Here is a 25,884-nt window from a genome sequence, read left to right on the forward strand (position 1 = left end):
TAATTCCCTGAAATGAAAAACCTCATCCTGCACAGAGCATGCCCGGATGTCACCAGAATTTTAGATTTTTATGGCGCGGGGAAAGGAGCGGGAAAGCCCGCCCCGGAAGGTAATTATTTATTTTCCAGCAGCAACGCTTCCAGCAAATCGAGGTCGTGCAGCAGTTTTTGCAGCGTCTCGTTGCTGATCTGCCGGGTGGCGCGCAGGTGGTAAAGCTCGGCGCGTTCAGAGCGCAGCGCCGCCAGACGGAAACGGCGCTCCAGATTCTCTTCCTGCAATGAGCTTTCGATGTTATTGCGCCCATCCGCGCGGCGTCGCAGATTACCAATCACCCGCGAGCTGACCTCCGTCAGCAACTGGTTATCGATATTCTCTTCGGCATCCGCCGCCAGGCGCTCTTCCATTTTCTGGATCGCGACAATCGCCACATCGGCAGTCGCCGCCCGTGCCATCCGCTCTTCTTTGTGCTGCTGAGCGTGGTCGCGCACTTCAATATGTTGCAACAGCGACGGCAGCGCGATGACGCCAACGAACAGCGAGAAGAGGATCACCCCGGCGGAAAGGAACACCAGTTCGTAACGCGCCGGGAAGACATCGCCGCCAGGCAGCAGCAACGGAATGGAGAGTACACCGGCCAGCGTGATAGCCCCGCGAACCCCGGCGAAGGTGGCGATCAGCAGCTCGCGATCGCTCCAGGAGGCAAATTCCATCGGCTTTTTATGTAAGAAACGCAGGCTGAACCTCTTCATCGTCCACAGCCAGCCGAAACGCACCAGCATCAGCGCGGCATAAATCAGCACGATATCGGTGAACAGCATCCAGGTTTCGACATTCGGATCGGCTTCCGCCGCCACCAGCGAGGATTCCAGGATCCCCGGCAATTGCAGGCCTAACAGCAGGAACACCATGCCGTTAAAGACAAATTCCAGCATCGCCCAGGTGCTGTTAGCGCGCAGACGCATCGCCAGTGGTGCGGTGCGCATAACGCCGGAACGGGTAATTGTCATCCCCGCCGCAACGGCGGCCAGGATGCCGGAGACGCCGATATGTTCCGCAATCAGATAAGAAGCAAACGGCAGCAGGAACAGCAACACGATTTGCGTGGCCGGTTCATCGCCGCCCCAGCGGCTGAGAAAACGCAGCGAACGGCCGTACAGCCAGCTCACCACAAAGCCCGCCAGCAGGCCGCCAATCGCCACTTTCATAAACTCGACCGTAGCGCCGCCGACGGTAAAAACCATCGTGCCCATCGCCACGGCGACGGCGAATTTCAGTGACACCAGGCCGGAAGCGTCGTTCATCAACGCTTCGCCCTGCAAAATACCCATGATTTTTTTCGGAATGCGCCCTTCACCGACAATGCCGGAGAGCGCCACCGCATCGGTTGGCGACAGCACCGCCGCCAGCGCGAAAGCGGGCACCAGCGGAATGCCTGGCACCAGCCAGTAGATTAAGAAGCCGATCCCAACCACGGTGACCACCACCAGCGCCAGCGCAAGGCCGAAGATTTCGCGGCCATGTTCGAGAAACTCGCGCGTCGGTGTTTTCCAGCCGTCAGCGAACAGCAGCGGCGGGATAAACAGCACCAGAAACAGTTCGGGATCGAACTCGACATGCAGGCCAAATGTGGGAAAGGCCAGCAGTGCGCCGATGGCAATTTGCATCAACGGCAGCGGGATTTGAAAAGGTAGTACACGCGTGACGACGCCCGAGAGCGATACCACGAGCGTCATGATAAGAATGGTAAAAAATATTTCCATGCGTTCCCTGTTTGCGATGTTTTGTTATAGCGGTCTCAGACCTTGAGGCCAGAGCATTCAGCTTAACGCAAAGAAACCGGGCTGTGGGCAAAAAAAATGGGCGACCGGAGTCGCCCATTATGTAACCGTTTATGGTTCAGATTGCCCAGCCGCCTGCATAGAAAGCAACCAGTGCAACCGCAATCACGATAGTCCCGATGTTCAGCTTGCGCCACTCACCGGAAACTACACGGCCAATCACCAGCGAGGCGAAACCGATCATGATGCCGGTAACGATGTTACAGGTCAGCACGATGAACACAGCGGTGATCAGGCCGGACATCGCATCCACGAAGTCAGCAAAATCAATTTTCGCCACGTTGCTCAGCATCAGCAAACCTACGTACATCAGCGCTGGCGCGGTGGCATACGCCGGAACCAGATAAGAGAGCGGAGAGAGAAACAGGATCAACAGAAACAGCACGCCGACGGTAATTGCTGTCAGACCGGTTTTACCGCCAGCCGCCGTACCTGCCGCCGATTCGATATACACCGCAGCCGGCGCCGCGCCAACCAGACCGGAGAAGACGCTGCTCAGTGAGTCGGTGGTCAGCGCTTTGCCGCCATCGATGATCTGGCCGTCTTTATCCAGCAGATTAGCCTGGCCCGCTACCGCACGGATAGTACCGGTGGCGTCAAACACCGCCGTCATCACCAGCGCCAGCACGCTCGGCAACACCACCGGGTTCAGCGCACCCACGATATCCAGGCTGCCGATCAGCGAGTTGCCTTTGTCATCGCTCAGCGATGGCATGGCTAAAATACCGGAGAAGTGCACGCTCGGATCGAAAATCAGGCCAACGATGGAAACGCCGATGATGGTCAGCAGGATGCCGCCCGGCACTTTCAATTTTTCCAGACCGATAATCACCGCCAGGCCGATCAGCGACATGATCACCGGGAAGCTGGCGAAGTGGCCCAGCGTAACCGGCAGACCGTCCAGCGGGTTTTTGATCACCAGACCAACGCCGTTTGCGGCAATCAGCAGCAGGAACAGGCCGATACCGATGCCGGTGCCGTGCGCAACGCCATGTGGCAGGTTGCGCAGGATCCAGCTACGGATGCCGGTCGCGGAGATAATGGTGAACAGCACGCCCATCAGGAACACCGCGCCAAGCGCGACAGGCACGCTGATGTGCTGACCCAGCACCAGGCTGAAAGCGGTGAACGCGGTCAGAGAGATAGCGCAGCCGATGGCCAGCGGCAGATTCGCCCACAACCCCATCACAATGGAGCCAACACCGGCGACCAGACAGGTGGCGACGAAAACTGCGGCAGGCGGGAAACCTGCTTTACCCAGCATGCCAGGCACCACGATCACCGAATAGACCATCGCGAGGAACGTGGTTAAACCGGCAACGATTTCCTGACGAACGGTACTGCCGCGGGCAGAAATTTTAAACAGTGCGTCAAGCGAACCATTGGTACGCGCAGAAGGCGTAGACATAGAAAACATCCCCTGAGAATTTTATTGTGCATTGTATTGCGTGGTGGACAGTCCACTGCCGGTTAAACATCATCTCCCTGTGCTGCGTTGTGGTAAGGGGCCACAAAAAAGCAAACGTTTAACTCCGCGCATACAACGGGTGGTCAAAAAAAGGCAAACGATTATCCAGCGTTTATATGGCGCTTTTCAACTGAACTTTGCCGCTTTTTGCTAAATTTTGCTTATAGCGGCGAAGATCCAGGCGGACGATGCGCAAACGTTATCGTCGGTGCGCAACTTTGCAACATATTACGAACATTCTTAGCCGTCGGGGAAATCAACCGGCCCGCCCTGGACAATCGCCCGCTGCCAGGCCGGACGCATTTCCACCCGCTTTTTCCACGCCCGTAAATTGGGTAAATCATCCACGCCACCACGCGCCAGCAGCGCGAATACGGGGAAACTCATCTGTATATCCGCCATGCTGAGTTGATTGCCGGTAAACCAGCTATGCTGCGCCAGTTCCGCTTCAATAAAACGTGCGTGGGTTTCCAGTTGTCGGTTGAGAAAGGTTTTCTCCACACCACTCGCCAGCAGCTTACCGACGCTGCGCACGCCAAACGGCACAGGCGGTTTGCCAAGGCGTGTCATTATCAGTTTCACCAATAGTAGCGGCATCAGCGAACCTTCGGCGTAATGCAGCCAGAAGCGATAATCCTGTTTGCTTTTTCCCGTTTGCGGCGCAAACCGGTGTTCGGGATCGTAGGTTTCCTGCAAATATTCAAGAATCGCACCGGACTCAGCGATGATAAGCCCGTTATCTTCCACCACCGGCGATTTGCCCAACGGATGGATTTTTTTTAACGATTCGGGTGCCAGCATGGTTTTTTCACGCTGATAACGGACGATCTGGTACGGCACGCCCAGCTCTTCCAAAGCCCAGAGAATGCGCTGCGAGCGCGATTGGTTCAGGTGATGCACCGTAAGCATGGTTTACTCCTGTGCGGATTGACGCATTAACTATAGAAAATCAGCGGAACGGCGGATGAAATTTCCTGAAAAAAATTGAGCAAAAAAGTAGCAATTTTGCATAAGGAAACTACACTAAAAGTATCAGCACAATCCGGAACCTCCAACATACCTGAGGGGGGCTGATGTCGGGGGAAACCCTCCTGTACAGAACGGGATAGAGCGAAAGACAAAGACCGGAAAACGACTAAAGCGCCCCAACGGGCGCTTTAGTTTTTTATGCATTTCAATCATCTTCCAGCAAGCGCGCGCCGGTGCCCTGCTGCCCCAACTGATCGCCTGGGTTACGCAACGGACATTCACTGCGCGACAAACAGCCGCAGCCGATGCAGCCATCCAGCTCATCACGCAGAGCAACCAGCGTATGAATACGCCGGTCCAGTTCTTCCCGCCATTGCGACGACAACTGCTTCCACTCTTTTTTGCTCAGGGTGTGCCCCTCCGGCAAAACCCCGAACGCTTCGCCGATGGTCGCCAGCGGAATACCAATGCGCTGGGCAATCTTGATGATCGCCACATAGCGCAGCACATCGCGGGTATACCGCCGCTGATTGCCGCTATTGCGCAGGCTTTTAATAAGCCCTTTGCTCTCATAAAAGTGCAGCGCAGAGACGGCCACCCCGCTACGTTTCGCCACTTCTCCGGGGCTGAGCAGTGCTTTAATGCGTGGCATTCTCTTTTCCATAAAACCTCTTTACCTCAAGTTAACTTGAGGAATTATACTCGCTCCCAGACAAAACGACGAATCGGGAAATGAGGAAGCTTTATGTCCCATCAGCAAATTATTCAGGCACTTATCGAATGGATTGATGAACATATCGACCAACCAATGAACATTGATGTAGTCGCCAGAAAGTCAGGTTATTCAAAGTGGTATCTACAGAGAATGTTCCGTACCGTGATGCATCAAACGCTGGGCGACTATATTCGCCAGCGCCGATTACTGCTGGCAGCCGAAGCGCTGCGCACCACGCAACGCCCTATTTTTGATATTGCGATGGATTTAGGTTACGTCTCACAGCAGACATTTTCGCGGGTGTTTCGCCGTGAATTCGATCGCACCCCCAGCGATTACCGGCACCAGGCCTGACAACCATCAACGCAGCTTTCAGGGCGAGCAGGTGTGGTAAATCTTCACTGCCCGCCCAGGTTTTACCGCCGTATCCTCCCTCACCAGCGATAAAATTGTCTCCTCTCTGATTCGCGTTCAATGCAGTGACTATTTTTCCGGATTGTTGTTTCAGCGGAATAATGCCGCTTTTCGCGCAGGGTCGGAATTAAAATTCCGAATTAACTGACCACAGATTGTCTTTCACCCTTATAAAATAGAAAATCCATTATAAAGCACGTCAGTTATCTCTGCCGACGAACCTCATTAAATATTCACAGGGCTGTACGTCTGTAAGTTCGATACATTTTTTCAATGGAATGAATATGCTTCTCCATCATGCTTTCAATAAAGTATTTATTGCCGTTATTACTGCACTATGGGCCACCAGTACAATAGCGATAACGGCCTACACACCACCGGAAAAAAGCCGAATTAAAAGCATTAACGCGCCTGATTCGGCTAATGATAATAAACACATTGACTTTACACTCGATGAAATAACCAACATCGGCCCGGATGTTATTCTGGCAGAAAAAGAAGATGCGGATATTTCAATAAAAAACAACTCAATAATTCATTTAACTGATGTTCTTTTCAGTGCAGATTATAGTGGTTCACTCTCGTTAGTGAATAACGGTGAGTTTTACAGCGAGGGGGGATTATTCCTGTTCACGCCGCAGAAAAACGCTACCCTGCACATTGAAAACAACGGCACTTTAGTGATGAATTCTTTGTTTTCCGCCTCGTTAGGCGAAGCGACTTCCTTCAGCTTAATCAACAAAGGGAAGATGCTCACCACGGACAATGACCTCATCCTGCTGCACTCTGCGCGGGGCGGCGATCTGAATATCATCAACAACGGCACAATGCATTCAGATAATTATGGCGTTCTGCACTTTTACCCCATCAGCGCAAATAAAATAAATGTCATTAATACCGGTGAAATTTCCGGCGCCAGAAAAACCCTCTTTTTTTCTACGGAGAATAGTGATGTTGACATCATGAACTCCGGGCTTATTTCAGCAACGGATGCCGGTTATTTTGCTATCGGTGTGGATGGTCAGCAATCATTTACGCTGACGCTTGAGAAAGGCTGGCGGATTGACGGCACGGTCAACATTGATGACGCTTATGACAGTAAAAATAACACCGTCAGAAATAACAGACTAGTGTTGAGCGGTAACGGTGACTCCTCTATTTCGTTATCACGCTTTTTAAATACGGGCAATATTAATGCCAGCAATAGCAATGCGATCACCGGTATTAATTATCTGGAAAAAGAGGGTGACGCCATATGGACGCTGAAAGATAAACAAACCTCCGGAGGTTTTGAGCAGGTTAATATAAATCGAGGCGCAATCGTGCTTGATAACGCCACGCTACTGATGAATGCCCCCACCAAAGCCGTCATCAATAACGCCAATATTATTGTAAATGGCGATGCAGTTATTGAGGGCAGCCTGAAAAATGCCGGAACATTATCTACTGGTAAAGAAAAAGAGATCAACACACTGATTATTAAAGGCAATTACGAAGGAACCAACGGCAGTACACTCGTCTTTAATGCCACACAGAGCAGCGATCCCGCCGCCACGGGCCAGATGGTTATCGCGGGCGATGTCAGCGGAAGTACGCGCGTACAGGTAAATCACCTGGGCGGCAGGCGCGCCAGCGCGATAGAAGGTAGTGGGCTGATTGCCGTGGTCGGGAAAGCTGACGGCGAGTTCCGTCAGGGCAATCGTATAGTCGCTGGCGCATACGATTACACCCTGCAAAACACTAAAGACCAGACAGCAACCTACTGGTATCTGACCAGCGCACTTCCGGCACAGGGAAATAGCGCGATACGCCCGGAAGCGGGTCTGTATGGCGCCAACCTGGCGGCGGCCAACAGCCTGTTTACTACGCACCTGCAAAACCGTCAGACGAACGGTGAGGAAACGGCCTCCAGCCTGTGGTTACGTAATACCGGCGGTTATAGCGGCCAGTTCACGCCAGGCAACCAATTGGATATCCGCAGCAACCGCTATGTTGCGCAGTTGGGGGGTAACATTGCCCAGTGGAACACGGATAAAGAACGTTACCAACTGGGCATTATGGCAGGCTACGCGAGGGAGAAGAGTCACGCGCAAAACCGCTATAACGGTAACCACGCAAGCAGCATGATCAGCGGTTACAGCGCAGGTATTTATGCAACGTGGCTGCAGAATAACGACACGCGCGAAGGTGCATATATAGATAGCTGGGCGCAGTACAACTGGTTCGATAACACCCTTTCCGGCGATACGCTGGAAACCGAGACCTGGAAATCCCGCGGCTTCACGGCGGCGGTTGAATCCGGCTATAGCTGGCAACTGGTGGGCAGCCGAAATAACGGCCTCTATCTTCAGCCAAAGGCGCAACTGACCTGGATGGGCGTCAAGGCGGATTCGCTTACCGAGGCCAACGGCACCGCTGTCGAAAACAGGGGGAGCAACAACGTGCAGGCACGCGCTGGCGTGCGACTGTACGGCCACCTCACGCTGGATAATAGTCTGCACCGCACCTTCCAGCCCTTCGCCGAAGTGAACTGGCTACATAACACCCGGCAGTTCGGCGCATCTCTTGATGGCACGCAGGTTGATCTGACGGACAGCCGCAATGCGGCCGAAATTAAAACGGGAGTAGAAGGTCAGTTTACGCAGAATTTCTCACTGCGCGGCAGCGTAGGTGTGCAGGCCGGGAATAAAAGCGACCGGGAAACGTCGGCAATGCTGGAGGCAAAACTGTTCTTCTGATGGAATACGCGGCCCGCCATCATTTTAATGAGGGCGGATGCCGCACCCAGAGTTTAAAGTCCTCAGGCGGCAACGCTCTGGCAAAGTGCCAGCCCTGGCAGAACTGCACACCTCGCTTCAGCAGCCAGCTCACCTGCTCTGCCGTCTCCACGCCTTCGGCAATGATCTTCAGACGCAGGCTCTGCGCCATCTCGATAATATGTTCAGCAATCAAATGACTGGTGCTGTTGGTGGTCAGCGTGTCGATAAAGGATTTGTCGATTTTCAGGATATCGACATTCAACGAATAGAGGTTGTGCAGGTTGGAATAGCCGGTACCAAAATCATCAATGGCCACTTCATAGCCCGCCTGACGAAACGCCTGAATCACCGGCGTGGTTTTTGGCACATCAATAAACCCGCGCTCCGTCACTTCGATCTTAATCTGCTCCGCGCGTACCGAGTGTTCTCTTATCTTATTGGAAATCAACGAAATAAGGCGTGAAGAGTGAAAATCCGCAGCCGATAAGTTAATCGAAATATAAAGATGCGGCACCACCGCCAGGAAGTCGCCGAGATCGCTAAACACTTCATCGACGACATAATCCGTTATGCGTTCGATCATCCCCTCTTTTTCCGCCAGCGGAATAAATTCTGCCGGGCTCATCACCTGACCATTAAAACCCGGCCAACGTAACAACGCCTCAGCGCCGACGCAGGCGCCATTTTTAATATCGATAATCGGTTGATAGTGGAGTCGGAGCTGGCGTTTGGTTAACGCGCGGTGGAGCATACGGCGGGGCGAGTTAAATTCTTGTCGTGTTCGTGACCACACTAAACAAAGGATCACACTGCAAATTAGCCCCAGCGGTAGCAGCAGCATCACCTGATGGTACAGCGCCTGAAAATAGTGCGCATTAGAGGTCGACACGATGATAGCAATTGGACGTTTATCCGAATGCGCGATGGTGTAAAAACGCCCGTCCTGCTGGAAGGTTGATGCCTGGCTGTGGATCAGCTTCTTCAGCGTCTCCAGATGCGCACTTTTACTGAGGGAGAAAAATAATTCGCTTACGGTGTCGTAGACGCCGTACGCCAGCGCGTCATCTTCCGAGGCGACATCGCTATAAGAAAGAGGGTTGATCACTGCAACGTAATTACCGCGCTGCATATAGACCATTTTATAACCGGCATAAAAGGGGGTATTGCGGTAATAATAAATAGCAATGTCAGGCGAGCGTTTATACTCTGCGGGCGCAATAGCATACGATTGCGCGGGGGCAATAACGCTGGAGCATAAAAATTGGTCGCCATGCGCATAAATGAGATCGGCAACATACAAACTGCTGCGCACAATATCCAGCATCGCTTTGCGATGCTCCTGCGAGCATATCTGACCGTGAAATTTTTCCGCCGCGGTGCGAACGCTATCCACTTGCTGGATAACCACTTCAGTTTTATTTAACGCCAGGTGGGCAAAAGAGCGGAGCTGGAAGGCAGTTTCATTTACTGCTCGGATATGTGCAAACCATAGCGACAGCATCACCGGCAGGATGACTCCTATGATGATCCCGACGACTCTGAGCATCTTGCGACGCACGCTATGATTCATGTCCGCCTATATCCACGCATTTATTGTGCCTTTTTAATGTACGGCAGGATGCTTTGATAAACAGGTGATTACGTTGCATGAATCACACGACATTAGCAACTGACTTTTCTCATTAAAAACCTAATATTTGGTTATGACGAGAATATTCGACCGTAAGGTAAACTCAAAGTGTGCCCAATGTTTATATTAAGGAAAATATTTATCCATTCGTTATGGGGTGTTTTCACTTAATACAACACAGTATCACTGATTAAGCCAAACTTACCGTAGGATAAAAAATGGTGCGGCCTGTCGGGTATTTTTTCATCTAATGAATGACATTCCTTCATCTTTGCGTATTTATTTATAAAAAGCGCTGGCGACCACTGTTTTACTGCGTCCGCTACGTTTTGCATCGTACAGCGCGTTGTCAGCAAGCGTAAGTAAAACTGAAGTATCTGTCTGCTCACCGCACACGAATACTAAACCAGCGCTAAAGGATAATGGGATCTTTTCACTCCCGCTTAATAACGGTGAACGGGCTAATGCCGCACGAATTTTTTGGCTAAAACGCAGCGCATTTTTACGATCGATGTGCGGCATCAAAATCAGAAATTCCTCACCCCCCAAACGGCCAAAGAGATAAGAGGGATCGCTATGCTCACGAATCTGGTCACAAAAATGCACCAGCGCTGCGTCGCCCGTCAGATGTCCCCAGCGATCGTTGATATTTTTGAAGTGATCCAGATCCAGCATTAACAGACTGAAATGGCTACGAGAATCCTCAGGTTTGCACTGTACCAGCGCCTCCTTTAACTTCCGTAGCATAGAAAAACGATTATAGCAGCCGGTCAGATCGTCAATCGTCGCTTTTTTCTCCAGCTGCCGCTCCACTTTTTTACGCTCGGTGATATCCAGGCCAATACTCAGGATCGAGCGATCCGGCAGCAAAATATTTGACCAAAGCACGGTCAGCATCTGACCATCGCGCCGTATCGGATGCCACTCATGCATATCGACGGCGGGCGAAGTATTAATCGAAGAGCGAATTTGCTGGCGCATCTCCGGATCGGGGAAAAAGAGTGCTAATGGATCGGGCTGCTGATTAAGCTCATTAATGCTCCAGCCAAATAAACGTTCACACTCGCCATTCCATAAAATACAACGATTCGATTTATCGAAAGAATTCATTAAAACCGGGGCACGATCGAACAGTGCTTTATATTGTGTTACGACGCGCTGCATTTCTTTAGCGGCACGTTCTCTGACAAGAATTTCCTCCATATAATCTTTAAGCTTCTCCACCAGAATAATAACCACGTTCTTGATTATTGACAGTGACGGCAAAGGATAGGCAAACGCTAAAAAGAAATAACCTTTGATACTCGCATCTTTATAATTCAGCTTACATAATATACCGCTTTGCAATTTATTGGTGGAGAATGACTGTGTCGGAAATAATAATTTTCCAACATGCCGTCGCCAGCATATAACGCGCCAGGCACGCTGATTACGGCGCAGTTGCAACTGTTCCAGCAGGGTCTGCGCATCGCGGATCGTACACTCCATCTCTCCGCTGCAGGCTATCTGCCATGCGTCGTCCTGCTCGATCACCACCCAGGCAAGATGCGCGCCCAGGGACGCGTTGATGACCGACAATATATCTTCCATAGAGCGTTGCGCAGCGAGCCACGGCATCAACTTCGCCAGAAGCGTCAATGCCGCAGCACCGTCTCCTAAAGAAACGGCTAAATTCTCTGTTTTCATTTTTTCTTTTCGCAGGTTATTAACACCAAACCGACCTGCCATGATTTAATCAGGAAGAAAAAACACTCGCCCACAGTTGTCACATAACGTAAACGCGCACTGCGCATAAACCGTGACAAGAAAGAATATATCGATAGAGATCAGATGCCTGAATAATCATCAACAGGTAAATAAAGCTAACCACACAAGCATAATATATGTTCCGCGGACTGTAAATATTGTGGCAATTAGGGTGCTAAATATCACTTTAATACATGAATAATACCAGGGTTAATTCTCGCAAGTGCTAAGCAATATATCCTGGTGAAAAAAACGCGGCCAAACCCACCAAAATTAGTAGGAATACCCCGCAAAAAATGCTTTTCCCACTGGTGAATAAATCATCAAATGTGATACAGTTCACACATTCTTGAAACGGCCAGCCCGTTTCACATTGTTGTGCTACTTCTGCGGACTTCTGCGTCATCTTTGCCACTCGCGCGTAACGCCTGGTCCGCCCGGTATTCGATTCTTTCTGAGGATGGTTTCATGGCTACCTTTACCACCAGCGTAGTTCTGTTGCGCTGGCAGTTATTGAGCGCAGTGTTGATGTTTATGGCCAGCACGCTGAATATTCGCTTCCGTCGGGCTGATTATATCGGTCTGGCAGTGATCAGCAGCGGCATGGGTTTAGCAGCGGCATGCTGGTTCGCGACCGGTCTGCTGGGCATTACAGTGATGGATCTCACCAACATCTGGCACAACGTGGTGCAGGTCATGGCGGACGTCTCAAGTAAAGCCCCGCCAGACTGGCCGATGGTCATTACCTGATAAAAAAGCGCCTGCGGGCGCTTTTTTTTGTGTCTCCACTTAGCCCTGAATATCCCCTGCCTGCCGAAAAAAAATTTCCTTTTGTGATTTCGTTCGCATGGGAATGATATCTTCCATCCAGAAAATAATATATGCGGGCTAATTAAACCCGCTGCCGCTGCGCTACTGAGGCATCACTTTCTCCATCAGCACGCTGCTGTTCTGTATCGTCGAATGGAAAAAAACCTCAGTAAATAACGCCCGGCGCGACGTTATTCGCCGTGCGATGGTCGCTATTTTTGACGGTATCTGAAGTGACAGGTTGCCTTACGGAGCCCGTCATTTTTATTGTCTCCTGCCCGCTTATTTCCCCAGCTTCGACAGCATCTCGGGGCGCATAAACTTGTGGATCACCAGCATAAACAGCACCGACGGCACCAGCAGGATCAGCGCGGTGATCGACGACACCTGGTAGTTGCCCGACATACTGGCGGTATAAAGCAAAATAGGCAGCGTGGTGATATCCGGTGCGCCGACGAAGAAGGTGGCGGTGAACTCATCCAGCGATTCCAGAAACACAAAGATGCTGGCGGCAATCAGCCCTGGCGCGGCCTGCGGCAGAATAATATGGAAAAACGTATACACCGGCCCGGCGCCCAGATTGCGCGATGCGCGCGCCAGCAGCGGATCGAGCGACGAAAACGCCGCGACGCTTATCCAGATGGAATACATCAGCCCATGCACGCTGTGCACCAGTACCACGCCGGCAATCGTGCCATTAAGTCCCCACTGATAAAACAGCCGCGCCACGTTCATATACACCGTCAGATTGGGAAACGCCTGCGGGATCAGAAACAGCAGCATAAAGAACGCACGACACGGCATACCGCGCTGGGCAAGCGCATAACCAGCCGGTACAGAGATGATCAGGCAAACCAGCACTGCCAGCACGGCAATCAACACGCTTACCGACAGCGAACCCGAAACGTCACTATATGGGCTAAACACCTGGCTCCAGTATTTCAGCCCCCACTGGCTCGGCAGCGTATGCGGAAAGAACCAGCTCTCCGCCACCGTCCAGATCAGCAGATTCAGCAGCGGGCCGAACAGCGCCAGCACCAGAAATGTCAGCAGCAGCGTTTGCAGCAGAAAACTGCCGCGCAGTTTTTGTCGGAAGGTATTCATGGCTGTGCTCCTTTCGCCTGCAGGCTGTGGCGTAAATAGAACCAGGAAAGCAGCGCGCAAATCAGATACGAAATGACACCCATCGCGTTGGCGACCGGGTAATCACCGTAAGAGTTGACGCGAAACGCCATATCCACCGTCATCATCGTCGGCGTACCGGTGCCGATCATCAGCGGCACAGAAAGAACCGACATCATCGTAACGGTCGACAGCACCATCGCTACGCCAATCGTCGGCAGCACCTGCGGCAAAATAATGTCGAACAGAATGCGCAAGCGGGAAGCACCCAGGTTTTTCGCTGCCAGAATATGGGCCGGATCGACCGCCGACATCGCGCCGCAAATCAGCAGCGTAGTGAAAGCCATCTGTTTCCAGACAAACGTAATAATGATACCGCTCCAGCCGAGCATCGACGTGGTTTCCATCGGCGTCATCACCCCGGCGGCGACCAGCACATTATTCATCAGGCCGTTTTTCGCCAGAAAAGTGCGCATCATTTGCGCGGTCACAATAAAGGGAATAAACAGCGGCAGGCGGTACAAAAAGGCCAGCGTTTTGACGATGCCGCGAAACGGCGACAGCACAATGATCGCCGCAATGCTGATCGACAGCAGCGCGAGGATCGCCAGTGACGTCAGCACAATAATCACGGTAAACAGAATGTCATTCGAGTAAAGCGCCAACACTTTATCAAAGTGCGCCAGCGTCAGTTGCCCTGTCTCGCGGGTAAAGGCGGAGATCAGCGAAAAGCCCAGCGGCCAGAGGAAAAACACCGCTATCATCAGCGTCGCCGGAGCCACCAGCAGTAAATATTTCATTGCGTGTCGCATGGTAAACCTGAGTTATCGCCGTAAAAAAGATGCCCGGACCAACAACGTCCGGACACCCACATCCATCAGTTCGAAACCTGGCTCTCGTAACCCTCTTTGATGTCGTCAAAGTAGTGGGTAATCGGGAAGTTTTTGCCGTATTTCGCTAAATCTTGCGGTGAAATTTCCGCGAACAGCTTCTGCCAGGTGGCGTCATCCAGCTTCTCTTTGACGTATTTCGCGTCAATCCCTGGATACCAGTTGAACTGCTTCACAATCCCCTGCGCCTGCACTTCCGGGCTGGTCGCCAGCGCAATAAATTCCTGCGCCAGTTTGGCCTGAGCGGCATGCGCCGGCACCACGTAGTACATCGGCTGTCCTGGCATACCCGGAGCAATCAACGCCAGTTTGATCGACGGCGGCAGCTTGCCCTGATCTTTCCAGCTATAGAACATATCGACCCACACCGGCCCCATGGAGATTTCACCACGGCTCAGCATATCCAGCGTCCCGGCGTTACCGGGCGTAAAAGTGACGTTCTTGTTGAATTCTTTCAGTTTGGCGTAAGCCTGGGTCCACTCTTTTTCCACACCTTTATCGTATGGCTGTGCAGTAAGGCGATCCGCGCTGGTGCCATAGGCATACATCCAGCCCACAACAAAGCTCACGCCGGACATACCGTTTTTAATGCCGTTATAACCAAAGGCTTTCGGGTTTTTCTCTGACCACTGCACCAGTTCGTCGTAGGATTTCGGCGGCGTTTTGACAAGATCGCTGTTATAGGCAATTGCCGTCTGGCTTAAGAACATCGGCATGACGTAGCCATCAACATTAACGCCCAGTGCGTTTTTCGCGTTTTCCGCCGTCACCATCGCGCCAGTGCTGACAGCCGGGCGGTATTTATCCAGCAACCCTTTTTCAACCAGTTGTCCACCGGCATTCTGATGCACCACGGCAACGTCGATATCCCAGCTTTTCGCGCCGCTCTGCTGCTGCGCCGTCAGTTTTTCAATGATTTTATTCGACCCGGCATCGCCCGGCCCGGTGCCGATCACCTGCACTTTTACACCCGGATGCGCGGCTTCAAATTTCGGCCCCAGCCAGGTTTTGACATAATCCACCATATTTTGGTCGCCCGCCGTTGCAACATTGAGAACCGTTTCGGCGTTCGCGGCGTGCAGAGACCCCAAACAGAGTGCGGCTGTGACAGCAAGTTTCGTTTTTACGGACATGATGTATCCCCAGGAAAAAGTGTGTCGGTTGGCATTACAAAGGTTGTTCAAAAAGATGCAGCGCCGGTTGCGGAACATGCAGCACCACGGGCGTTTGCGCCGGCCAGAACTGCGGTGAATCGGCGAGCAAAAGCTGTCCATCGCAGCGCACGCTGTGGCGGTACTGGTGGCCGAGAAACGCGCTCTCCTCAATCACGCCCTCCAGCACTAACTCCTGCGGCGCCGGGGGCGTCAATGCGGCGTGAATGGTGACATCCGCGCTGCGAAAATAGAGGGTTTTGCCCCCGTCATCGGCGCTTGCCAGGCAGTTATCCGCACCCATAAAATCCGCCACGAACGGCGTTGCCGGGCGATGGTAGATATCTTCCGGCGTACCGATTTGCTCAATACGCCCGTTATTCAGCACCGCAATGCGATCGGCCATCACCAGCGCTTCCTGCTGATCGTGGGTGACGATAAGCGAGGTAAAGCCAAGCTTCTTTTGCAGCGCTTTAATTTCATGGCGCACATTGAGGCGCACTTTGGCATCGAGGTTAGATAGCGGCTCATCCAGCACCAGCACGTCCGGTTCAATCGCCAGCGCGCGTGCCAGCGCCACGCGCTGACGCTGGCCGCCGGAAAGTGCGGTCACTTTTATATCCGCATAACCTTCAAGGTTGACGATTTTTAATAATTCCTGCACCCGTTGTTGAATCGCTTCTTTTTTCACGCGACGCACTTTTAAGCCATAGCCAATATTTTGTGCGACGGTAAAGTGCGGCCACAACGCATAACTCTGAAAAACCATGGTGATATTTCGCTGCTCCGGCGTGCTGTGCGTAATATCCCGGCCGTTGATGGCAATCGCCCCTGATCGCACGGGAACAAAACCGCATAACGCATTGAGCAGCGTGGTTTTTCCGCATCCAGAAGGCCCGAGCAGCGCGATCATCTCGCCCTTTTCCACCGCTAAATGAATATCGTGGAGAACGATGTTATTGCCGTAGCCAATCTTCAGCTTATTAATTTGCAAATAACTCATGGGCGATCCTTTTATTCGACATCTTTTTCAACGATGAACACGTGTTCATTTATTTGTAAAAAAAATGCAACCTTGCAGCGACATTATGTGAGCCTACTTTGTCGTCTATTTGTGACAGTTTGATTAAGTCCGCGATAATTTTGGTGGAGCGAAATGGAAATAGATGTTCTGGGTTGCGGCAGCGCCTTCTCGCTGCAACAAAATACCTCCGCACTGCGCGTGATCGACCGTGAAAACCGACAGTGGTTGATTGATTGCGGCCCCACGATCCCCCGCGCGCTGTGGCAGCGTGGCCTTGATGTGAATGCTATCGACGCGATTTACTTCACCCATGTTCACCCGGATCACTGCACCGGGCTGACGGCGCTGCTGAATTACTGGAAAAGCTTTCAGCGCAGCAAACCGCTGGTTATCTGGTCGCAGCGCGAACAGCGTCCGGTACTGATGCAGTTGGCAAGCCTTGCCAACTGGCCGGATACCACGCTCTGTTTCGACATCGACTGGCGCGACAGCGAACCGCAGTGGCGCTGGCACAGCTGGCACGTGAGTACGGCGTTCACGCATCATGAAATTCCCAATCTTGCGGTGCGCATTGAAGCAGACGGCGTGGCGCTGTTCTACAGCGGCGACGGACGCCCGACGCCGGAGAGTATCGCGTTGATGCACCACGCGGATCTGGCGTTTCAGGAGTGCGCCTCCATGACGCCGCTGGCCAGCGACGCCTCACACGGCGATTTTCCCGGCTGCCAGGCGCTGTTTACCCAACTGCGTTTACCGACGCTGGGGCTGTATCACTGCAATGACGCCGCGCGCCCGGCGCTGGCGCAGGCCTGCCTTACGCATCAGGGGCTGTTTGTCAGCGAAGATGGCATGCGCATTGAGATTACGCGCCGCGCGGAGGGGAGCATTTGAGTCAGGCAATCCGCAAACAGGCCGTTACGGCGGAAGACGTGGCGAAACGGGCGGGTGTCTCCCGCGCGGTGGTATCGCGCGCATTAAGCAGCAACGGCAGCATCTCCCCGGCAACCAAAGAGAAAGTATTGCGTGCCGCGCAGGAGCTGGGTTATCAGGTCAATTTTCTCGCGCAGGGGCTGAACCGCCAGCGCAGCCATCTGATTGGCGTGATTGTGGCGCGCATTGGCGATCCGTTTCGCAGCAGCCTGCTGGAGGGGTTACTGCACGAGATCCAGCGGCGTGGCTACCAGGCGCTGGTCACCGAAATTACCGGCGAGCAGGATCTGGTCACCACGCTGCGTCGTTTCACTCAGTTTCGCGTCTCCGGCGTGATTGTTACCTCCGGCAAACCGCCGGAAGCTATTGTCAACGAGTGCGTCAGCCAGCAAATTCCGGTGGTCGGCATCAATCGCCATCCCGATATTCCGTTTGTCGATTTTGTCTGCTCGGATAACCAGCGCGGCGCGCAACTGGCCGCCGAACAGTTGGTTCAGGCAGGTTGTCGCCGTTTCGGCTGGCTGATCAACCGTGGCTCCACGTGGGCGGGCGTGATGCGCGGCGAGGCCTTTGATCAGGCGCTGCAACAACTCGGCGTTGATACACAGCGGCATCTGCGCTGGATAAGCGCCAGCGAAGAGGGTTACGACGGCGGATGGCAGGCTGCGCTCAATGATGAAGACGAATTACCGGAAGGGATCTTCTGCGCCAATGCGCAGCTGGCCTGCGGTTTTCTCGACGGCATGCGCCAGCGCGGTAAGTTCGCGCCGCACGACTTCCATTTGATAGGCTTTGATAATACGCCGCAAAGCGGCCAGTTCAGCTACCAGCTCACTACGCTGCATCAGGATGTGGCGGAGATCTCGCGCCGGGCGTTAACGCGCCTGCTGGAGCGGGCCAAAAATCCCTTACAGCCTTCCCGCGTTGAGTGGGTTAAGGTGGAATTGATTCACCGACAAACATCGCCACGCATTGGCTAAGAGTTCCGCTATGACAGAAGAGTTTACCCACGCGCTCTGCGCGTTGATTCGTCGTCTCGGCCAGCAAGCGAAGCAACTTCGCGATAACGGGCTAACGATTGAGCAGAAAGGCCGCCAGGATTTTGTCTCCCAGGCGGATGTGTATGTGGAAAACGAGCTGCGCGCCTGGTTGAAAACGCAGCGCCCGCAGGATGGCCTGCTCGGCGAAGAACGCGGGCTGGAGCCGGGAAGCGACGGCATCTGGGTTATCGATCCGATTGACGGTACCACCAACTTTATCCTCGGCATGGATTACTGGTGCATCTCCGTCGCCTATGTTCGCGCGCACAACATCGAGCTGGGCATCATTTATGCCCCCGATCGCAACGAGTTCTTCTTCGCGCAAACGGGCAAAGGCGCGTACTTAAACGAGCAGAAATTGACGATTCGCGAGCCGTCGCCGGAAGCGGTAGTTCTGGGGCTGGGGCGCTCAAGCCGTACTCCGCCGCGCGACTATACGCAGACCATTGAAACCCTGTTTGAACATGGCATTGAGCACCGCCGTTTTGGCGCAGGTGCGCTGATGCTGGCGCACGTCGCAGCAGGCCAGGTGCATGGCTATTTTGAAGCCCATCTGCATAGCTGGGATGCGCTGGCCGGTCTGGCGTTGATTAAGGAAGCGGGAGGCATGCACAACGATTTTCTCGCCAGTGATGGCCTGACACAGGGCAACAATGCCTGGGCGGCAAGCCCGGCGGTGTGGAAACGTCTGCAGCCGGTTCTGCTGCCCAACGGTTAAAACGAAAAAGCCCCCGGCAAGCGGGGGCGTAACATCATTATTTGGAAACTTTATCCCAGGCCATATCCCAGGCGCTACCGGTACCCGGAGCGTAGGCGAAGGCCGCACCGGAACACCAGCTGGTGTACGGCCACGGTTTGCACTGGTAAGCGTTGCCGTCAGTACCGGTCACAATATCACCCGCGGCATAAGGGAAGTTTTCCTGATAAGCCGGGTAAGCGGACTCAACTTTTTCGTTGGTGGTCACATCCAGCTTCTCAGACATCCCGGATTTGTTACCCGCAGCGTCAAGAGAGAGCACCTGATATTGATAGATAGTTTCCGGCTGCAGGCCTTTATCCACATAAGCAGACGTGGTCGGTGAAGCGATCAGCTTACCATCACGGAACAGCTGGTAACCGGTCACATGGACGTTATCGGTTGCCGCTTTCCATTGCAGAGCGATGGTAGAGTCAGTGACTTCAACAGTACCCATGCTGGTCGGGATGGACGGCGCTTCGGTATCAACAGCCGGTGCAGCCTGCGTTTTCACTTTGAAAACTGCGCTGGCGGCAGAAGCGTTGTTTGCCGCATCGACAGCCACGATGGTGTACTGGTATTCCGTTTCCGCTTGCAGATTGTTGTCCACAAAGGTGGTGGTGTTGACGTCAGCCACTTTCTGCTGGTTACGGAATACGCTGTAGTGATGAACGCCGGTGTCATCGGTAGAGGCTTTCCAGTTCAGTTGAACAGAAGTCGCCGTGCTGGTGCCCTGTACGTCAGACGGTACGCTCGGTGCTGTCGTATCTTCTTCCGGTGCCGGCATTTCGCCGCCATCATGGATCAGGTTGGTATACGCTTTACGGAACTGGCCGTTAAAGGATTGGTGATTAACGTTATCGCCTTCGTCCCAGTTGATAGACCAGGTCATCAAGCCTCTTAACGGCAGACCTTCTTTTTCCATATCCGCGAATACGCGATAAACATCTTCCGGCGTTTTTACAAAACCGGTTGCCGCAGCAGAAGTATTACTTGGCAGGCCAATAACCAGTTTGCTGGACGGAATTTTAACTGCGGACAAACCATGTTTATTGGTGATAATTTCTTTACTGAAGTGGTAAAGGAATTCATATTTTTTAGCGTCGTCATTCTGCGCATAGTTTACCCACCAGCCATCGGTGCTGGTATCGTCTGGCTGGAAACCAATGCCGAATGCGCCCTGGTTGTAATATTGCGGCGCGATGAAGTCATAATATTCATCGAGACGTTCAATATAATTTTGATACTGCGGGTTAGCTTTGGTCAGATACGGAATTTCCGGCGCCATACTGATAATAAAGTGCTTGCCCTGCTGTTCATAATGTTCGCGAACTTTTTTCAGCGCAGCAGGAATAACGGTTTCGTTATCCGCCAGTTTAATGGCGCTCTGCTCAAGGTCCAGATCCAGACCATCGAAGCCATAAACGTCGACCAGACGAATAATTTCATTAGCCAGATTTTCGGTGTCGCCATTGGCTTCATGCAGTTCAATATGGGCATCTGCGCCGCCCAGCGACAGCAGAACCGCCTGACCACGTTCGTTCAGCGCGGCAATTTCCTCGCGGAAGCTCTGATCGGTGCCGTAATAAGGAACGAAGGTCGGCATCGCAGCACCGCCAGTGGATTTCATAAAGGCCGCCATCACGACGTTATACTCTTTCGGCGTATCTTTCAGCGCCATTTTTAACGGGTAGCCCTGAGCGTAATCGCCAGAGAAACCCTGATCCCAGTTGTGCCAGTAACCAACCAGCACTTTTTTACCTTCGATAGAAGGCATTGTATCCGCATAATCCGTTGCAGCAAAAAGGTGACCACTAAAACCAACCATGCCAGCTAATGCAAGGCCAGCACAAATTCGATTGCGCTTAAAAATCCCTTTCATTCTAATTCCTCATCTATTAATAATCAGTTTTTTGCTACTGGTTAACGTACCTCTAAACAACGCCGACATATTACATTTTATTTCGGACTTTTAATTATAGGAAACGGATATTCGCAATGCGGGATCTTTCCCTTTCGGTTGAGAATTCTCTACGCGGATATTCAGTGATTAATTCATAACAGAGAAACACTATAATAGCAGCGGCCCGATATTAAAAAAATATCAGGCCAGACACAAAAAAAATATTGAGCGGAGAAATATTATTTACTTTCCTGTATTTCTGCGTAGAGCGTACTGAGCTCTTTTGCATATTTCTTCGCGCCTGGAATACCTATCGCTTTAATGTAATCAACCAGACCCTCGGGGTTCCGTTCGAGCAGGCGATACTCAATCAAATGGCCAATCGGGAAATTAATCTGCGGCGCTTTATTGACAATGTTATCTTCGCCGCCGGTTTCTAAATATTTTTCATTCTTCTTAACGATCCAGGCAATTGTTTTTTCACGATCATTTTTTATTAATGCATCCAGTTCATCAAAGCTAACAGCGGCATGCTGTAAAGATTCATTATCCACCTCAATAATAAAATCATGAACCGGCGTCACGCGGTCAATTTTTTCCGGCAGCGCCAGATCCAGCGCATCCAGATAGTTCGCGTAGCTTTCAGTGTGCATGAATTCGTTAAGTGTCATATTTAGCGTCCCGTATAGTTGCCAACATCCTGAACAATTTTAATCAATCGGGAGCCAGTATGCCTGTAAGGATCCTTCGCGGCATGCTCCCAGGGCGTCACCTTCTCCAGGTTATAGGGAAGATCGACGTTTTTGCCCGACCGCTGCGGCCAGATGCGGTGGTTCAGTTCCAGCGACACATTCCGTGTTCTGATACGCCGGGTCTTAAAGTGGTACTCCTCCACCCGAATGCGCGGCGCTAACCCCAATCGCATACGCAACATATTCACTGAAGAGTACATGCCTTTCGGCGCGGCTTTGGCTTCAGCTTTCCAGTAATCGCGCCGCGCGGTATTCCAGCATTTTAAGCCGAGAGGATCGATCCACGTCTGCGGGGCAATCACATAGTCATAGACATTGAGTCCTCCGGCAAGCCCAAGCGGATCCTGGCTAATATAGGCAGCAATCGCCGGATCGTAATAGCGATAGCGGTTGTAATGCAGACCGGTTTCGCCATCAAAATAGTGCCCCTGGAAACGCAGCGGGTTATCGATGCGGCTGGCATAAACCTCGCCTTTTTCGCCCCATGCGCCGCTTCTTTCCGACCAGACAACCTCCCCGCCGGGCGAGGTCAGGCGCACCGGCGCACCGTTCGGATCGCAGTGATAGTGCCAGCTCTGCTTCTGCCCGTTTTCCTGCGTTAATAGCGCCAGCGGCCGGAAACCGCCAGGGTAGTAGATGTACTCGCGCAGGTTGCTGAACAGTTGCGCCTGCGCTTTTTGCCGCTTCAGTCGCCCGCCGGTATCGAAGATGCTCAGCGCCGCCAGCGGCTGCGGGGTGGCGGTGACTGTCTCGCCCGCCAGCGCATCCTCCTGCCAGTAGAACCAGCGCGTTTCACTGGCGGTTTGTTTGAAAACACGCCGTCCCAGGCCGTCATAACCATAACGCACCTGCTCGTTACCCTTACGTACGGCGATCAACTGGCGGTTTTCATCCCAGCTGAAGTCCTCTTTTTCGCCCTCATGCTGCACACTACGGCGCTGGCGCAGTTCGCCAGCGCGGTCAAACACATAGCGCGTCCCCTGGTGGAGGCCTTCGCGGAACCAGCCGCCTGCGCTGTCGTTCACATCGCGGATCTGCGTCTGCAACGCGTTACCCGCTGCGTCATGGATAAACTGGCGCAGCACACCGTCCGGTGCGGTATGCGCCGCCAGACGTCCTACTGGATCGTAGGCATACCGATCGCTGCCCCACTGGCTGTCTTCACGCAGCGTCAGGTTGCCTGTGCGATCGTAAGCAAAACCGCTGGCGAACAGCGGTAAATCGTTTTGCAGCACCTGCTGCGACGTTAAGCGGCCAAGGCGATCGTAGCGATAACAGCGCTCAACGTCGTCAGAGAGCTGCTCGCTGGCTCTGCGCCCACAAGCATCGTAAGTGAAACGTATTGGCGCATCGTCGTTCAGTTGCACCTCGCTCAGCCTGTCATGCTCATCCATGCCATAACGTACCCGGTGGCCGCCGTCGCTCTCGCGCGAGATCAGCAGCCCGCGTTGGTCATAGCCGTAACGCAACTGGAAGCCGTCCTGCTCCTCGCACAGTAATCGCCCGGCGCGGTCATAACGCCAGACCAACCGCCGCCACGGGTTTTCGCACAGCACCATGCGCCCGCAGGGATCGTAATGAAACGTCGCCTGTAACGTGTCGCCGCTGCGCCGCTCGCAAAGCCTCCCGGCACGGTCGTAGCCGTAACGAACTTCACGCCCGAGCGGATCTTCGCGGTGAATCAAGCGGCTGGCTTTATCCCAGCCATAGCGCGTTATCTGCCCCCAGTAATCGCTCTCCGCCGTGACCCGGCCCAGCGCATCGCGGGTGAACTGCCAGCGCTGCCCGTTCTGGTTGATCACCGCCAGCAGGCGATCTTCAGCGTCGTACTGATAGCCCAGCGTTGCGCCGTCCGGCGTTTCGCAGGAAGCAAGCATTCCGGTGCCGGTATAGCGAAACCGCGTTATGCGCCCCTGCTCGTCGGTAAATTGCAGCGGCTCGTCTTCCCGGTCATAGCTGACGCGCACTTCGCCTCCCGCCGGATCAACCGTAGCGACCAGCCGGTCTTTCATATCCCAGTGGAAACGGGTGACACCGCCATCGGCATCAATGCGCTCCTGCAACGTACCGCGCACCGAGTAGCGAAAGCGAGTCACGCCGCCGCCAGCAACGTGCTCAGCGCTTAAAAAACCAAATCGGTCATAGTGATAATGGGTTGGCGGAGAGCCAGGAATCTCGGCGGCGGTCAGTTGGCCGAACGCATCATAGTGATAACGCGATGTGACGCCCGTTGGGTCAATTTCTGCCACCAGATTACCGCAGCTATCGAACTGCGTGCGCCAGTTGGCTCCCTGCTCATCCGTTACCGCAATCAGATCGCCCCAGTCGTCATAGCTCGCCTGTACGACGCTGCCATCAGGCAGGTGTTCGGCAACCATCTGCCCGCGCTCGTCATACTCCCAGCGCCAGGTGCTGCCATCCGGCTCCACCAACTCCGCCGTGCGGCCAAAATCGTCATAGCGAAACAGCGTATTGCCGCCGGTGGGATCGATTTCCGCGATCGGCAAACCGTTTTCATCAAAGGTAATGCGCGAGATATTGCCCGCCGAATCGCTTATTTCCACTTCATTAAGCAGTTCGTGCCAGGCAAAGCGATAATCCCAAACACCGCCATCGCCCCAGGCATGAATCACCCGCCAGGCATCATCGTACTGGTAATGGAACTCCTGGCCGTTGCGATCCACATGGCTTATCAGATAGCGCTGCTGCCAGAAGAAGTGGCGCGGGTGCGACAGCGCATCAATTTCGGCGCTAAGCTGGTTATCCGCATCATATTCATAGCGCGTAAGCGGAGTTATCTCGCCATCCAGCGTATTGCGCAAACGCAGCGCCAGTAGCCGATCGTTTTGCCAGGTGACGAGGATTTCACGCCCGGTCGCTCCCGCGTGGCTGAACTCGCGAATGGACTGCAATTCATCGCCGTTCCAGTCAAACGCCCAGCCATTACCGTTACGATCCGCCAGCCTGCGTACCGGCAACACGCCCTGTTTACCGCTGAAATGCAGCTCCGGGCCGCTCTCCTGCTCGATTCGCCACCACACTTCACCATCGCGCGTTTCGCGCCACAGGCGGCTCCCGTCCGGCAGGCCGGTAATCGCCTGTTCGCGGCCATCGGCCTGCGGCAGCGCGGCAAACAGCGTCATCCCTTCCGCCTGCGTCAGCAGGGCAACGCCTTCATCGGCGAGCACCTCAAGGCGGGTATCCGCCGGGGTGGACCAGCCGTAACCACACATCCCTGCGATTTCCGTGTCGGACGAGGTATAGCTGCGCGTCCACTCCAGCGGCAACCTGCCCGGCAGCAGAAAATCCATTTGCTCCAGGCTGACACTGCCGTCGCGGATATCCACCGGCTCCGCGCGCAGCACCCGGCATTTCAGGAAGCCGGGGTCCATATTGCGAAACAGTTTTTGCCGCAGCTTGCGGAAACGGCGCATAAACAGCCGCCACTGCGGCGTTTTTTTCAGTTTTTTAAACCCTTTTCCCAGGCCGCTTAACCCGGCGCGCATCAGCAGCGCCATCAGGTTGATGGTGGGCGGCCCGCCGACAATCACATTGTTGGGCAGCGCGAGGTTAAACGTTAGCGGCAGCGTCAGCGAAAGCGGTTTCGGTTTGGTAGCGCGTTTGAGGCGAAACGGCGGGATCAGGCCAATAATGTTGCAGCTCAGCACCGGCATGCCAATGCGGGAAAACGGCTCGCCATCCACCGAAACGGTTTTGCTGCCCATAAACAGCTCATCTTCAATCTGCGGGCCGCCCGGCGCGCGCAGCGGCGGGATCCACGCGCCGCCCACCGGAATATGCACCGCCATCCCGCCCGTTCCGGCACTGGCGCGTTTGATGCTGTTAACGTGAACCGTGGTGCCAATCAGCGGCAGATAGTCGAAGACATCAAAAACGATGCCGATGTGCGGCGTTGGCAGCGGCCACGGGTAGGTATGAATATCCAGCCCGAGCTGTGGATCGAAGTGCGCGCCGGAGTGCATCGCT

At 53.6% G+C, this 25,884-nt stretch carries 19 protein-coding genes; 6 read left to right on the forward strand and 13 right to left on the reverse strand.

Translation table 11 applies throughout. From position 1 onward, the window contains the following. Positions 1-113: 113 nt before the first annotated feature. From Y71_RS25940 to soxR, 4 genes are all read right to left on the reverse strand, one after another. Positions 114-1,760 carry a Na+/H+ antiporter gene (locus Y71_RS25940; protein ID WP_007372474.1) on the reverse strand — a complete coding sequence of 549 codons (1,647 nt, stop codon included), beginning with the start codon at positions 1,758-1,760 and terminating at the stop codon, positions 114-116. A 136-nt stretch (positions 1,761-1,896) separates the two neighbouring features. Then, positions 1,897-3,246: a guanine/hypoxanthine transporter GhxP gene (gene ghxP, locus Y71_RS25945; RefSeq protein ID WP_007372473.1), complete on the reverse strand. Its 1,350-nt coding sequence runs from the start codon at positions 3,244-3,246 to the stop codon at positions 1,897-1,899. Positions 3,247-3,546: 300 nt separating this feature from the next. Next, positions 3,547-4,215, reverse strand: a complete 669-nt coding sequence (locus Y71_RS25955; protein ID WP_007372471.1) for a glutathione S-transferase family protein — start codon at positions 4,213-4,215, stop codon at positions 3,547-3,549. Between the two features lie 265 nt (positions 4,216-4,480). Further along, complete coding sequence (gene soxR, locus Y71_RS25960) at positions 4,481-4,939, reverse strand: redox-sensitive transcriptional activator SoxR (protein WP_035886898.1); 459 nt, start codon at positions 4,937-4,939, stop codon at positions 4,481-4,483. A gap of 81 nt (positions 4,940-5,020) precedes the next feature. On the opposite strand from soxR, the gene soxS reads away from it, so the two are divergent. Continuing rightward, positions 5,021-5,344, forward strand: a complete 324-nt coding sequence (gene soxS, locus Y71_RS25965; RefSeq protein WP_007372469.1) for a superoxide response transcriptional regulator SoxS — start codon at positions 5,021-5,023, stop codon at positions 5,342-5,344. Between the two features lie 344 nt (positions 5,345-5,688). Further along, positions 5,689-8,142 carry an autotransporter outer membrane beta-barrel domain-containing protein gene (locus Y71_RS25970; RefSeq protein WP_007372468.1) on the forward strand — a complete coding sequence of 818 codons (2,454 nt, stop codon included), beginning with the start codon at positions 5,689-5,691 and terminating at the stop codon, positions 8,140-8,142. 19 nt (positions 8,143-8,161) lie between these two features. Here the strand turns inward: Y71_RS25970 and Y71_RS25975 are convergent, their stop codons facing one another. Both Y71_RS25975 and Y71_RS25980 read right to left on the reverse strand, forming a co-directional pair. Beyond that, positions 8,162-9,733, reverse strand: a complete 1,572-nt coding sequence (locus tag Y71_RS25975; protein ID WP_007372467.1) for an EAL domain-containing protein — start codon at positions 9,731-9,733, stop codon at positions 8,162-8,164. Between the two features lie 339 nt (positions 9,734-10,072). Then, entirely contained in the window at positions 10,073-11,479 is a 1,407-nt protein-coding gene (locus Y71_RS25980; protein ID WP_035887087.1) for a GGDEF domain-containing protein, read from the reverse strand. A 528-nt stretch (positions 11,480-12,007) separates the two neighbouring features. Between Y71_RS25980 and Y71_RS25985 the strand changes: the two genes are divergently transcribed. Further along, positions 12,008-12,289 (forward strand): YjcB family protein, encoded by a 282-nt coding sequence (locus Y71_RS25985; RefSeq protein WP_007372465.1) that lies wholly within the window; start codon positions 12,008-12,010, stop codon positions 12,287-12,289. A gap of 342 nt (positions 12,290-12,631) precedes the next feature. Here the strand turns inward: Y71_RS25985 and Y71_RS25990 are convergent, their stop codons facing one another. The 4 genes from Y71_RS25990 to Y71_RS26005 form a co-directional block, all read right to left on the reverse strand. Next, on the reverse strand, positions 12,632-13,453 hold the full coding sequence (locus Y71_RS25990) for an ABC transporter permease (protein WP_007372464.1): 822 nt from the start codon (positions 13,451-13,453) through the stop codon (positions 12,632-12,634). Continuing rightward, positions 13,450-14,283 (reverse strand): ABC transporter permease, encoded by an 834-nt coding sequence (locus tag Y71_RS25995; protein WP_035942758.1) that lies wholly within the window; start codon positions 14,281-14,283, stop codon positions 13,450-13,452. The genes Y71_RS25990 and Y71_RS25995 overlap by 4 nt, the downstream gene beginning before the upstream one ends. A gap of 65 nt (positions 14,284-14,348) precedes the next feature. Then, positions 14,349-15,494: an ABC transporter substrate-binding protein gene (locus Y71_RS26000; protein WP_035886891.1), complete on the reverse strand. Its 1,146-nt coding sequence runs from the start codon at positions 15,492-15,494 to the stop codon at positions 14,349-14,351. 34 nt (positions 15,495-15,528) lie between these two features. Then, a complete protein-coding gene (locus tag Y71_RS26005; RefSeq protein ID WP_007372461.1) occupies positions 15,529-16,515 on the reverse strand; it encodes an ABC transporter ATP-binding protein in 987 nt (328 codons plus the stop codon). A 153-nt stretch (positions 16,516-16,668) separates the two neighbouring features. On the opposite strand from Y71_RS26005, the gene Y71_RS26010 reads away from it, so the two are divergent. From Y71_RS26010 to Y71_RS26020, 3 genes are read left to right on the forward strand one after another with little or no spacing between them, the layout of a single operon-like run. After that, complete coding sequence (locus tag Y71_RS26010) at positions 16,669-17,427, forward strand: MBL fold metallo-hydrolase (RefSeq protein ID WP_007372460.1); 759 nt, start codon at positions 16,669-16,671, stop codon at positions 17,425-17,427. Continuing rightward, positions 17,424-18,446, forward strand: coding sequence for a LacI family DNA-binding transcriptional regulator (locus tag Y71_RS26015; protein ID WP_007372459.1), 1,023 nt, complete (start codon positions 17,424-17,426; stop codon positions 18,444-18,446). Before Y71_RS26010 ends, Y71_RS26015 begins: the two co-directional genes overlap by 4 nt. Positions 18,447-18,456: 10 nt before the next feature. After that, positions 18,457-19,224, forward strand: a complete 768-nt coding sequence (locus tag Y71_RS26020) for an inositol monophosphatase family protein (protein WP_007372458.1) — start codon at positions 18,457-18,459, stop codon at positions 19,222-19,224. Between the two features lie 37 nt (positions 19,225-19,261). On the opposite strand, the gene Y71_RS26025 is transcribed toward Y71_RS26020, so the two are convergent. The 3 genes from Y71_RS26025 to Y71_RS26035 all read right to left on the reverse strand — a co-directional run bounded on the left by Y71_RS26025 (position 19,262) and on the right by Y71_RS26035 (position 25,880). Further along, entirely contained in the window at positions 19,262-21,124 is a 1,863-nt protein-coding gene (locus Y71_RS26025) for a fibronectin type III domain-containing protein (protein WP_007372457.1), read from the reverse strand. A gap of 260 nt (positions 21,125-21,384) precedes the next feature. After that, a complete protein-coding gene (locus Y71_RS30855; RefSeq protein WP_007372456.1) occupies positions 21,385-21,816 on the reverse strand; it encodes a hypothetical protein in 432 nt (143 codons plus the stop codon). Positions 21,817-21,818: 2 nt separating this feature from the next. Further along, positions 21,819-25,880 (reverse strand): RHS repeat-associated core domain-containing protein, encoded by a 4,062-nt coding sequence (locus Y71_RS26035; protein WP_007372455.1) that lies wholly within the window; start codon positions 25,878-25,880, stop codon positions 21,819-21,821. Positions 25,881-25,884: the final 4 nt, after the last annotated feature.

Origin of the sequence: Kosakonia radicincitans DSM 16656 (genome assembly GCF_000280495.2) — a bacterium.
In the GTDB taxonomy this organism is placed as follows: Bacteria; Pseudomonadota; Gammaproteobacteria; order Enterobacterales; family Enterobacteriaceae; genus Kosakonia; species Kosakonia radicincitans.